Below are 14,002 nucleotides of genomic sequence, written 5' to 3'. Positions count from 1 at the left end.
AACAGAACATTAGTAGGGTCACCCCTAAAAAAATAAATTAAAAACTTATCCGAGTAAATAATATACAAACTACTAATTACAAAATAACTACCAACAATAGCTAAGAGTACTAGCCTCCTTTTGTATATTTTTCTTTTAAAAATCATAAGTCCTAAAATACAAAAAAATATGAAACAAAAATTCTATAGCTGTAATACTAGGTATTTACATTAATTATAATCCTTTTTTTGTATTTTTGCGATACTAATTCAGCTAAAAAGTTTATTTTGCATAATAAAATTAGCGGCACCTCTTTAATAAATAAAAAATTTTATGAAACTAATACTACATAAAAAATTAGTACATACAGCTATAATTCCAATAATCATACTGTTTTTAAGTACAGCAGTTACAGCACAAACACCTACAATTGCACCTACAAATACACAAAGTGCTATATGTGGTGTATGTGCACCAATAGATTGGACTTTTACCTCACCTGCTACACCAGATGTATCAAATAGAAATCAAGCTGGTGGTAACTTTCTGCCTCCAGCAACTGGTGGTAGTTTAGGGTATGGTGCAACTTGGGTGATAAACCCACTTCCTTCTGCGCCAACCAACCACGCTACTTTTATTTCTTTAAGGGATGTTGGACCAGATTTTCCTGAAGAATCTGTTAGAACACAAATTTCTGGTCTTTTACCAGATAAACTATATAAACTTACCATGTTTACGATTTCGCCATTGTCTAATAATAATGGTGATGGAGGACAATATTACGCGGGAACTAAAATGGATCAATTTGATTATCAAATTGATGAACAAGCAAGACAAAGTTTAACGGTTATTTCTGCTACACAATGGAATGCTACTTACTTTGTTTTTAGAACTCCAAGTGTGCTTGAAGGAACTAATAATGATGAAGTAACTTTAACGCTATATCCAAGAACAGATGGTGGATATAGAAGTTCTGGGACTAGTTCTCAACTTCTAGAAACTGTATTGGTATCTATAGATAATACAATTTACCCTATTACAAGATTAGATACAGATGGTGATGGCATTCCTAATGATGAAGATATTGATGATGATAATGATGGTATTTTAGATACTGCAGAATACCCAGCAACTTTAGAATTTGGGGGCGATGAAGACGGAGATGGAGTACCAAATTACTTGGATGCATTTGATAACGGAACAGGAGATAATTCATTTACAAACTATACAGATTTAAATGGTGATGGTATACCAGATGCCTATGATTTTGATCATGATGGAATTCCTAATCATATTGATTTAGATTCAGACAATGATGGAATTTTAGATGTTGTAGAAGTACAAACCTCTACAGGATATATTGCTCCAACTGGTTCGGTAGGTACAAATGGTTATTACGATGTTTTTGAAACAAGCCCAGATAGTGGAACACCTAAATTTACACCAGTAAATACAGATGGTGATAACGTAGCTTTATTTAAACCAGATTTTTTAGATATTGATGCAGATAATGACGGTATTCCAGATATCGTAGAAGCACATTCTACATCAGACTATAAAAATAGTTTACCAACAGGTACAGTTGGTAATAACGGTGTTGACTCTAGATACGAAAATGTAGATACCTTCTCGCCTACTGGTATTACAATTGTTGATACAGATAACGATACCATTCCAGATTATAGAGATTCAGATTCTGATGGCGACGGAACATCCGATTTAATAGAAAGTGGATTAGGAAGTACGTTAAGTGGTTCAGATTCTGATGGTGATGGTTTAGATAACAATCACGATAATACAGATGCTGCATTTACAAATGGCGTTTCTAATTACGATGCTACAAACGGATTAACTGATACAGAAACAGATTTAGCAGAAACAGAAACACCAAACGATGTAACAACGGGCGGTGATGTAGATTTTAGAGATGATGTAAACGGAGTTGATACAGATGGAGATAAAGTACCAGACGCAATAGATTTAGATGATGATAATGATGGTATTTTAGACTCCGACGAGTGTGTCAGTCAAACTTTAGCTACCACTTATGCAGATAATGTTGTGTTAGATTCATCAGTTGGTAACCAAGGTAATGCAACTGGTAATACGCCAACTACTTACGCCTCTTTTAATAATATTAATGATGTACTAGGGTTAAGACTTGGAACAAGTCCTGTTAGTTCTGGAACAACAATATTACTTAGAATGAGCAAAAGTAATAATAATACTAAGGTGTTTAGAATTCAACAAGCAAACGCAGATGGTAGTGCAGCCGCAACTCCAAACACGCAAACATTTTCGGTAACTACAACTGCAACAGATTACAATTATACATTAACTGCTAACACACAGTACATAAGAATAAGTATGCAAACAGAAAGCGGTAATGGTAATGCTCAATTTCATATGATTACCATACCCGGTTCTACAATCTGTGCAGATTTTGATACAGACGGAGACGGAATTGTAAATCGTTTAGACATCGATTCTGATAACGATGGTATTATAGACAATGTAGAAGCACAATCAACCACTGGTTATGTTGCACCAAATGCAGATAGTTTTGCTACCTATGCTACTAATAATGGAGTAAACTCAGCGTATATTGTAGGTGCAAATCCTATTACCACACCTGAAAACACTGATGGTTCTTTTACAAACAGCGATACTATTCCAGATTATTTAGACATCGATTCTGATAATGATGGTATTCCAGATAATATAGAAGCACAAACAACTATAGGTTATGTAAATTTTGTAGCAGTAACTGGTTCAGACAAAAATGGTTTGAGTAGCGCATATGATTTTACTGATAATTTTAGTGCGGTTGGTTTATCAAACACATTAGTAAATACTGATGGAGATGGAGAACCAGATTATAGAGACCAAGATTCTGATAATGATGGTACTAATGATGTTGATGAAGGATTAAGCTCAATAACTGCTGGTTCTTTTGGTACCGATACAGATGGCGATGGTTTAGATAATATTTATGAACACGGAACTACAAATGATGGTTTTGTGGTAAATGACGGAATAACAAACCCTAAAGCATCTGGCTTAATTGATGCGGATGGTGATGTACTTACTGGAGGAGATTTAGATTACAGAGATGGATTGGCGGGTATTGATACAGATGGCGACGGAATTGTAGATTCTATTGATATTGATGATGATAATGACGGAATTTTAGACACTGTTGAAAATGTTGGTGGTGTTGGTGATTGTAGTGGTAACACACAAGCTATTACTTCTGTTACAACTCAATTACAAATAAGTGCTGGTAGCATTAACACATTGTATGACAACGCAGTAACGACCAATCAGACTTTTTACTTTGCTGACAACCAAACCTACACTAGTGATACAGAAATATTTAACATTACATTTAATGAAGCTCTTGTTGTAACACAATTAAAAGTTATAATGGAATCAACTGATACATATCCAGATTCTTTTATTCAGACTGGTTTGCAATACAGAGTTGAGGGGTCAAATGGTGGTGCCTACACAATTATCCCTGGTTCAGCTGGAACAGCAGCAGATAATAACGCAGCTACATCTACCGAATTCCCTGGCTTCAAGGAAGAAGTTTTTGATTTAAGTGCAAATACCGCTACTTACACAAGTTATAGGATTCTTTGGATTGGTGGAGGAAGTATTTCTTGGGACCCTTATATAGAAGAAGTTGTATTTACAGCAAATCCTTGTGTATCGGGTAGCGATTTCGATGGTGATGGAATAATTAACTCTTTAGACTTAGATTCAGATGGTGACGGAATTTTAGACATTATAGAATCTCAACCAAATACTGGAGCAAAAGTATTATCAGGTAATGATGCAGATGGTGATGGTCTAGACGACAACTTTGATGCAACTCCAAACGGTGGAGCTGCAGGATCAAATGGTACTACTCCAACAATTACAACTGCAGTAGATACAACTCCAGATTATTTAGATATCGACGCAGATGATGATGGAATTCCAGATAATTTAGAAGCACAATCTACACAAGGATATGTAGTTCCAACCGGAAATGTTGGTTTAAATGGTGTAGATTCTGCCTATGAAAATAATGATACTTTTAACCCCATAGGTTTAACACTACCAAATACTGATACAACATTAAACAATAACGCAGATAGTATTCCAGATTATAGAGATACAGATGCTGATGGTGATGGAACCTTAGATAATGCTGAAGGTTTAAATCCAACTCCTACAGGAACTTTGGGTACAGATACTGATGGTGATGGTTTAGATGATGTCTATGAAAATGGAACTGTTAGTGATGGTCCAATTCTGAACGACGGAATTACAAACCCTGCAACAACATTATTAGATGCAGATAATGACGCAAGCTCTACAGGTGATTCAGATTATAGAGACATCTCTGTGGTTTTAGACAATGACAACGACGGAGTTATAGATTCTATTGATTTAGATGATGATAACGATGGTATTTTAGATTCTGTAGAAGGAAATGGAGATTCTGATGGAGACGGAATTAAAGATTCTTTTGATATCGATTCAGATAATGATGGAATTCCTGATAATATAGAAGCACAAGCAACTGTTGGTTATATAGCGCCAAATGCAGATTCACCAGCAACTTATACTGCAAATAATGGAGTAAACTCGGCATATCTTGGTGGTTTAACTCCAAGAAATACAGATACAATAACAGGAAACAATGCAGATGGATTGCCAGATTATCTTGATACAGATTCTGATGGTGACGGAAAATCAGATCGTTTAGAAGCAGGTTTTGGTTCTACTGCAAGTGGATTTGATGCAGATAACGATGGTTTAGACGATGTGTTTGAACACGGTTCTACAACAGATGGTTTCGTAGTAAATGATGGAATAAATACACCAATATCTAGTTTGCCAGATGAAGATTCGGATGCTGCAATTGCAAGTACAAATCCGCCAGCTGCAAACTATAACGATATAGATTACAGAGATATTGATGACGATAGAACCGCCACTGTAACTCCTGGTCATGTTTTATGGTTGCGTTCAGATATTGGATTAAATGGTACAACAACTGTTACTGGTTGGAATGACCAAGCTGGTACACCTCAGAATGCTACACCAAACAATGCACCAACAATAAAAGCAAATGGATTGAACTTTAACCCTACAGTAGTTTTAAATGGAACCAATCAAAATTTACAAATTGCAAACGGAATTTTTGGCAATACAACAACTACCGCATATAATGCTGTTTGGATTTATGGTGTAAGTAAAAGAACCACTGGCTCTGGAGATGCTTACCTTTTTTCACATGATATTGATGGAGCAAATGTAATGTCATTAAGAACACCTAGTGCGGCTAATAACCTTAACTTTAATCCAGGAACTGGATCTAATACTTTAACTGCTGCTTGGGGAGGAACTAATAATGTTTTTAATTTATGGAATGCAGGGTTTGATTCTGCAGCGACTCAACCTTCCGGAGCAAGAACAGTAATTTACAGAGACGGACGTAGACTTGCTACAAATGGAACAAATGGTAGTTTTGGAGGAGATAATGGAATAGCGTACATCGGTAGAAATGGTAGTACCTATATGAATGGTGAAATTGCAGAATTAATGGTATATACTAGCGTACCTACACCAGCTGCTCAACAACAAATACAATCGTATTTAGCAATAAAATATGGAATCACCTTAGATAATTTAGTTGATACAGATGGAACAATTATAGAAGGTGACTACACATTATTAGATGGTACAAAAGTTTGGAATAAAACAGTAAACAATGCATATCATAATGATGTAGCTGGAATTGGTAGAGAAGACGGAATGTTATTGACTCAAAAACAATCTAGATCTATTAATAGTGATGCTGTAATAACAATTGGTATTAATAGCATTGCTACAACAAATAAGTTAAATACAGGAACCATAGCATCAAATAAATCCTTTTTAATGTGGGGTAATAATAGTGCTCCTTTAACAAACACCAACTCTAAAACTATTGTATGTACTACTGAAAAACAATTAGATAGAGTTTGGAAAATTGTGGAAACTGGATCTATTGGTACTGTACAAGTAGGAATAACTACAACAACACTTAGCGTTTTAACAAACACAAATGCAACAAGGTTCTTAAAAATTGCTGATGATGCTAACTTTACTATAAACGTAAAACAAATACCATTAACTGTAAGTGGAACACTTTCTGTTGCTAATTATGACTTTAATGGAACTAAATATTTTACGTATTCAGAAGTTGACGGTATATTTTGGAATGGAGATGCAAATGCATGGACAGGTGGAGCAGGTACAAATTCAGCACCAAGTGAAATAGCTGCAGATGCTTCAAGAGTATTAGTAATTGATGCAGAAACCTTAGGTAGAAATGCAGTTTTAACAAGTAGTGCAACTGTTGGCTGTGTATGGGTAAAAGCAAATTCTAAGTTGGTTGTAAACAATAATAAATTTATAAAATTTGGTGGGAAACTAATTTTAGATGGTGAAATTAGATTAATCGGTGATGCACAACTAGTGCAAACACACACAGGTGTTTCTAATGTACAAGGAACTGGAAAATTATATAGAGATCAGAAATCGTATTTACCAAATGTATACCGTTATAATTATTGGACGTCTCCAGTTGTAAAAACATTAGGGGATACAAGTTTTAAAGTTGGTGAAATACTCTATGATGGAACTTCTCCTACTTCAGAAACATCAACAGCAAAAAGTATCGTGTTTAAAACTTGGAATGGAAATATTAGTTCACTAAATGGAGAACAAACGAACCCTATTAAAATTGCTAGTTACTGGATATACTCGTATTTTGATAGTAATGGAGACAGAGGTGGATGGGTGCAAAAAGGACATACTGGTGATATAAATATTGCTGAGGGTTATATTATGAAAAGCACAGGTAGATCTCCACAAAATTTCACATTTATTGGAACGCCAAATGATGGAACATATACTAAGACTGTTGGAGCTGGTACGGCATCGTTGGTTGGTAATCCTTATCCAAGTGCCCTAGATAGTCAAAAATTCATTCAAGATAATAGTGCTGTTTTAGACGGAACTTTATACTTCTGGGAACATAAAGGAGAAAGCACAACTACTGATGTACAAGTGGAAGGTCATGGTGAATTTGGTTATATAGGTGGTTATTCTCAACGAAACGAGGCAATGGGAGTTGCCGCAAACTCTGTTACAGAAGGCACTGCTGGTTTAGGCCAAAATACTTATACAGCTCCACAACAATATATTGCAGTTGGTCAAGGTTTCTTTGTATCTGCTCCTTCTAATAAAGGAGGTACTTTTAGTTTTAAAAATTCACAAAGAAAATATAGTGCTAGTAATGTATTTTTTAAAGGACAAACTGAACAAATTCTTCCGAATTTTAAATTAGGTTTTGATTATACAAATAGTACAAATACTCAAATCCATAGACAATTAGGTATCAACTTTAAAGCTGGGAATACTTTTAAATATGAAAGTGGTTACGATAGTCAAACATTTGACTTACAAAATACTGATGTCTATTGGAATTTCCCTGAAATAGAGTCTAATTTAATTATTGCTGGTATAGGAGAAATAAGTGCCCAATTGCAAGTGCCATTAGGTTTTGTAATTGACACAGATAAACCTGTTACTTTAATGATTGATGAAAAAGAAAACATGAGAGATTATTCTATCTATCTAGTTGACTTATTAACAGGTCAAATCTTTAACTTAGACACTCCAAAAGTATTAAATTTAGCAAAAGGTACTTATAATGACAGATTTGTATTAATCTTTGGAGGTAAAGCTTTAGGTGTTGATGACGAAGCTTTATTAAATAAAATATCGGTATATTCTGATAATCAAAACAACGAACTCGTTATTAAAAATAACAACAATCAAAATATACATAAAATTGAAGTTTATACTTTGTTAGGACAAAAAGTAACTACTTGGAAAAATCTTGAAACTAAATTTGAAAATAGGATTTCTACTAAAAATTTAGCGTCAGCTATTTATATTGTAAAGGCATTTACAGATAAAGGTGTTTTATCCAAGAAAGTAAGTATAAATAATAACTAACAAAACCAAAAGAGCTTCTTAATTAAGGAGCTCTTTTAATTTGATAATTGTTGTATCTATTTCTTCTTTTGTGGTGGTTTTACTAAACGAAAATCGCACAGAAATTTTATCTGCTTCTGTTTTATCTAACAACTCATCTAATACATGAGAACCTTTGTTACTTCCGCTTTGGCAAGCACTTCCACCTGAAACTGCAATTCCGTTTAAATCTAGACGAAACAACAACATATCGTTCGCATGTGCAAAACGAACATTTAAAATAGTATAACTGCTTTTATCATTATGCGCTGAATTACCATTAAAGGCAACACCCTTAAAGTTGGTTTGTAATTCAGAAATAAAATATATTTTTAATTCTGACAAATAACTGGTGTCCTTATCAATATTAGAAATGGCTATTTCTAAAGCTTTTTCCATTCCCAAAATACTGTGTACATTTTCTGTACTAGAGCGTGCACCTTTTTCTTGATTGCCACCGTGTAGTAGAGGCTGAATTCCAAATCCTTTTTTAAAATATGCAAACCCAACACCTTTTGGTCCATGAAATTTATGCGCACTTGCAGCTATAAAATCTATCGGAGTTTTATGCAAATCTATTGGATAATGTCCAATTGCTTGAACAGTATCAGAATGAAATAAAGCATGGTGTTTTTTACAAATTTCAGAAACCTTGTTTAAGGGTAATAAATTTCCTATTTCATTATTAACAAACATCAAACTCACCAAACATTTTTGAGTGTTATACCTTTCTAAAAGTGTTGCTAAATGTTTTAAATCTACATCTCCATTTTCTTCAACATCCACATAAACAATTTCAGTTTGATGTATTTTCTTTAAAAAATTGCATGTATGTAAAACTGCATGGTGTTCTATTTTTGAAGTAATAATCACTTCTACGCCTAAATTTGTAACTGCATTTTGCAGAATTAAATTATCAGCTTCGGTACCGCCAGCAGTAAAAATAATTTCACTCGCAGTAACGTTAAAATGTTTTGCAATATTTTTTCTGGCAGTTTCTACAGAAGATTTCGCTTTACGCCCAAATTGATGTGTAGAAGATGGATTTCCGTTATTATGCAGCATCGACTGAACCATAACATCTATAACTTCTTTATCTATTGCCGTTGTGGCGGCGTTATCTAAATAGATTTTGTTCATGCTACAAAAGTAGGAATTTAATTAGGGTTCTGAAAAATATAAACTTCGGTGGCGCCTAAACCATATTTTTGATACGAAGCGTCGTAATATTCTACCGGATATTTTTTAAACAGATAAATTAATTCTGATTTTAAAACACCTTCGCCTACTCCATGAATAAATACAATTTTAGAAATTCTTTTTTGTATTGCGTACTCTAACTTTCTTTTAGCTGTTTCTAACTGAATCGTTAGCATATCGTAATTATCGAGTCCGTTTGTAGAGTTTACCAATTGATTGATATGCAAATCAACTTCAAAAATGACTTCATTTTTTGATTTTAAAAAGTTTCGAGATTTCTTTTTGGGATTTTCAGCAATTTTATCTTGTAAAAACTGATTGTTGATGTCGCTATATGCTGTCAATTCATGTTGATTTTCATCAAGTTTTACAAGTTCAGAAGGTAAATAGCTAAAGATCATTCCTGTATCATCTTTAATTAAAACCTCTGTATTATTAATACCAGTTATTGTGCCTTTTACAACATCATCGAGTACAGCAACAAAATCTCCAATAACAAAACTCATTTCTATAATTTAAAAAAGGCACTACTTATTATACTGCAAAAATAAACAGAACCATTTGAATGTTGCTTATAAAATTGAAGTATTCCTATTAAACTTTAATGTTTTTATCATAAGGAATTCTTTTAAGAATATAATTGATTGAATTAATTCTTGCTTCTGTTTTTTTATTAGCTCTTATAATTTTCCACGGAGCAATTTCTGTATTTGTTTTTTCGAACATGGCTTTTTTATAGGTTGTATAATCATCCCATAATTCTTGAGCTTTTTCGTCTACACTTGTCATTTTCCATTGTTTTAATGGATCATTTTTTATTTCGCTAAAACGCTTTGCTTGTTCTTTTTTAGAAATAGACATGTACAGTTTTACCATATGAATTCCAGACTCTAAAATCATTTGTTCAAAACCATTAACCTGATTCATAAATATTTTATATTCTTCTTTGGTGCAAAAACCGTTTACAGGTTCTACCACTGCTCTATTGTACCAGCTTCTATCAAAAAAAACAATTTCTCCTGCTTTCGGAAATTGACTCACATAACGTTGAAAGTACCATTGTGTTTTTTCTTCTTCAGTAGGTCTTGGCAATGCAACTTTCTTTAAATGACGTGGATTTATTTTCTCTGTAATTCTTCTAATTGCACCTCCTTTTCCTGCAGCATCTCTTCCTTCAAAAATGATAATTACGCGTTCGTTATTGTTAATTACCCAAGATTGTAGTTTCACTAATTCTACTTGTAATTTTTTCAGTTTTCGTTCGTAATCTATATATCTAACAGCTCTTTCTAAATTGATTGGATCTTTAGACAACATGGCTAGCAACCCTTTTTTAGAGTTTAGTTTTTTAACATCATCTTCTGTAATTTCTATTTTTTTTACATCCATCTTTTAAAGGTCTAATTGTTTTGATGATCTATAATAACGCATAATAATATTTGGATCTGGCAACAAGGTTGTCAATGCTTTTTCTTTCCCAGGATAATCAAATTGAGACAATACATACCGCATAGATTCTAGCCGCGCCGTTTTTTTATCGTTTGCTTTTACGATAATCCAAGGACAATAAGTTGTATGCGTTTTGCTAAACATTTGTTCTTTATAATACGTGTATGTGTCCCACAATTCTTGCCCTTTTTCGTCAACAGGACTAAATTTCCATCTTTTTAAAGGGTTTTTTAGACGAGCATCAAAACGTGCTTTTTGAACTTCTTTTGAGATTGAATACCAAAACTTTATAATGATAATTCCGTCTTCATATAACATGTGCTCAAAATCTGGCACTTGCAACATAAACCTATTGTATTGTTCTTTGGTGCAAAATCCCATAACAGGTTCAACTACTGCTCTATTGTACCAGCTTCTATCAAAAAAAACCATTTCTCCAGGGTTAGAAAGTTCTTTGATATATCTTCTAAAATACCATTGTCCTTTTTCTATTTCTGTAGGTTTTGTTAAAGCAACTAAATTTGTAGAACGCGGACTTAAATGCTCTGTAAAACGTCTAATATTTCCACCTTTACCAGCAGCATCTCTTCCTTCAAATAAAATAACCAACCGCTTTTTTTTCTTAGAAATATAGTGTTGTAATTTAACGAGTTCTACCTGTAAATTTCTTAATTCTTCTTCGTACAAAAAAGTGCTTTCTATCTTTTTATATGGAGTTTTTTTCTCTTTTATTTTATTTAATAATTCTTCTCTTGAACTTATATTTTTTAGTTCTTCGAGAGTAAACAAATCGTTTTTACTCATACTTAAAATTCAAAATTAACCTAACCTAAACTTACAAAATTTTAATCTAAAATAAGAAGATAATCACTAACAAATTTTATATTTGCTTTCATGCGAATTATTGCTTTCCTATTTTTTAGCTGTGTCTCTTTTTTTTGTGTTGCACAAAACACGTACTCAAAAGAAATAAGCCTTATTTCTGATAATGACTTATATACTTCTGTGTATAGAGATCGATATTATACAAACGGCTTATTTTTAACGTACAGAGTTGTTAAAAATGAAACTACAAATAATTTACCAAAGAAAATCTACAAATTTCAAACTGGCCATATGATGTTTACAGCTGTAAAATCTACCTTGCCATTTGCAAGCACTCATGACAGACCTTTTGCTGGATATCTATATGGTGGTTTTGGCATTAGTAGGTTTTATCCCTCAAATAATATATTTATTACAGATTACGAAATAGGTATTATAGGTCCAGATGCTAAGGGTGAAGAATTACAAACTTTTATGCATGATGTGTATAATTATCCCAAACCTTTAGGTTGGAAACATCAAATACAAAATGCATTTGCAATAAATTTTAATGCTCGTTATTTACATTATTTTACAAGAATTAGTTCAAATAGGCTAGATTTCAGTAGCACTAACTCTTTAAAGGTTGGAACAATATTTACAAGTATTGCATCAGGAGTTTATTCTAGATTTGGATTAAAAACCTTGCAACCTTTTTCTAATTCTGTTGCTTTTCATTCAAATTTAAATACCTCTTTTCAAAGTAATAGTGAATCTTTTATTTTTGTAAAACCAATTTTGAATTACACGCTATATGATGCAACTGTAGAAGGAAGTTTTTTAAACAAAACAAGTGCGGTTACTTTTGATGTAATGCCATTTCATTTTTCGTTAGAATTAGGATATCGTTATTATAGAAAACGCTTTTTATATGGTTATACATACTCGTACCACACCAAAAAACTAAAAAGTTTAAGAGCTTCAAAAAGCAATTCTTATGGAAGTATTTATATAGGATATTATTTTAATTAATTGGTGAAATAATCGTCTTTAAAACCAATTAAGTACAACTTTTCTTCTGCTCTTGTAATGGCGGTATATAACCAACGTAGGTAATCTTCATTTATTCCTTCTGGTAAATATGGTTGCTCTACAAAAACCGTTTTCCATTGTCCACCTTGAGATTTATGACAAGTCATTGCATACGAAAACTTAATTTGCAAAGCATTAAAAAACTTATTGTTTTTAACTGCTAATAATTGTTTGTACTTAGATTTTTCGTGTGCAAAATCCTCTCTAACTGCATGGTATAATTTATTAGATTCATCATATGTTAATGATGGTGATTCGCTAGAGAGTGTGTCTAATAGTAAAACAGTTTCAAATGGTGGTTGATTCGGATAATCAATCATTCTAACTTCAACTTCTGAAAAACGAAAACCGTACAATTCTTTTACAGATTTGATTCGTGTTATTTCACAAATATCACCATTGGCAATAAATCCTGCTTCAGAAGAATCTTTTAACCAATAATAATTATTTTTTACAACCATTACATAATCGCCAGTAGAGATTTCGTTTTCTTGTCCACGTATTTTAGTCCTAATCTGCTCATTGTATTGATTGGCCCTTTTGTTAGAACGCACAATAAACGCAGTATCTTCTACACCAATATTATCATAAGCAGATGTAATAGCATCTTCAATATCATATCCATCTTCTAACCTGATAATATCAGGAAAATTTAAATCGAATTGAAATTCTGTAGCGTTATGATGTATCAACATTCGTAAATGAGTTGCATTGGCAAGAATTCCTGAATTTTCATGCTGACGCATCACTTCATCCAATTCTATCTCTGTAACATCTTTATGATAATCTAATTCTAAAGTTCTTGCTTCTAAAGCCGGACTAACATTTAACTTTACAGGTGGTAATTGTGCAGTATCACCAATAAAAATGATTTTACAGTTTTTTCCTGAGTACACATAATTGATTAAATCATCCAGTAAAGAGCCTGTTTCAAATAGTTTTGCATTGCTTGGTTTATCTGGAATCATTGAAGCTTCATCTATAATAAAAAGTGTGTTGGTGTGTTTGTTTGGTTGAATTACAAAATCTACAGAACCGTTTTGTTGCTTTTTAGGAAAATATATTTTTTTATGAATTGTAAATGCTTGCTTTTTAGAATAGCCAGAAATTACTTTTGCTGCGCGACCTGTTGGTGCTAATAAAACCGCTTTGACTCCAACTTTCCAAAGAGAATTTACAACGGTGCTAATGGTTGTTGTTTTACCAGTACCTGCGTACCCTTTCAGTAAAAACAAGGCACGATTATTGTTGTCAAATATAAAACCTGACAGTTCATCTAACAATTTTTGTTGCTTTATTGTTGGCTCAAAAGGAAACTTTTGAAGAAGTTCTTTATAAAAATCTGCGTTGTTTTTTATCATAAATTTTCAAAATTCAAATATAGGAATTGATTTAT

General features: G+C 32.9%; 7 protein-coding genes. 2 read left to right on the top strand and 5 right to left on the bottom strand.

What is annotated here, in order from left to right:
* Window positions 1-312 precede the first annotated feature (312 nt).
* Window positions 313-8,043, top strand: coding sequence for a T9SS type A sorting domain-containing protein (locus ACEWL1_RS06910; RefSeq protein WP_409232562.1), 7,731 nt, complete (start codon window positions 313-315; stop codon window positions 8,041-8,043).
* Window positions 8,044-8,061: 18 nt separating this feature from the next.
* Here the strand turns inward: ACEWL1_RS06910 and ACEWL1_RS06905 are convergent, their stop codons facing one another.
* The 4 genes from ACEWL1_RS06905 to ppk2 (ACEWL1_RS06890) all read right to left on the bottom strand — a co-directional run bounded on the left by ACEWL1_RS06905 (window position 8,062) and on the right by ppk2 (ACEWL1_RS06890) (window position 11,514).
* Window positions 8,062-9,201 (bottom strand): cysteine desulfurase family protein, encoded by a 1,140-nt coding sequence (locus ACEWL1_RS06905; RefSeq protein WP_409232561.1) that lies wholly within the window; start codon window positions 9,199-9,201, stop codon window positions 8,062-8,064.
* 17 nt (window positions 9,202-9,218) lie between these two features.
* On the bottom strand, window positions 9,219-9,767 hold the full coding sequence (locus ACEWL1_RS06900; protein ID WP_409232560.1) for a DNA mismatch repair protein MutS: 549 nt from the start codon (window positions 9,765-9,767) through the stop codon (window positions 9,219-9,221).
* 88 nt (window positions 9,768-9,855) lie between these two features.
* Window positions 9,856-10,650: a polyphosphate kinase 2 gene (gene ppk2, locus ACEWL1_RS06895; RefSeq protein ID WP_409232559.1), complete on the bottom strand. Its 795-nt coding sequence runs from the start codon at window positions 10,648-10,650 to the stop codon at window positions 9,856-9,858.
* A gap of 3 nt (window positions 10,651-10,653) precedes the next feature.
* Entirely contained in the window at window positions 10,654-11,514 is an 861-nt protein-coding gene (gene ppk2, locus ACEWL1_RS06890; RefSeq protein ID WP_409232558.1) for a polyphosphate kinase 2, read from the bottom strand.
* Window positions 11,515-11,604: 90 nt separating this feature from the next.
* Between ppk2 (ACEWL1_RS06890) and ACEWL1_RS06885 the strand changes: the two genes are divergently transcribed.
* Entirely contained in the window at window positions 11,605-12,546 is a 942-nt protein-coding gene (locus ACEWL1_RS06885) for a lipid A deacylase LpxR family protein (protein WP_409232557.1), read from the top strand.
* Here the strand turns inward: ACEWL1_RS06885 and ACEWL1_RS06880 are convergent.
* On the bottom strand, window positions 12,543-13,967 hold the full coding sequence (locus ACEWL1_RS06880) for an ATP-dependent DNA helicase (RefSeq protein WP_409232556.1): 1,425 nt from the start codon (window positions 13,965-13,967) through the stop codon (window positions 12,543-12,545). The genes ACEWL1_RS06885 and ACEWL1_RS06880 overlap by 4 nt on opposite strands.
* Window positions 13,968-14,002 lie beyond the last annotated feature (35 nt).

Source organism: Polaribacter gochangensis (genome assembly GCF_046224025.1).
Classification (GTDB): domain Bacteria; phylum Bacteroidota; class Bacteroidia; order Flavobacteriales; family Flavobacteriaceae; genus Polaribacter; species Polaribacter gochangensis.
The sequence above is the reverse complement of the archived record's forward strand: the minus strand, read 5'-3'. Positions and strand labels throughout refer to the sequence as shown.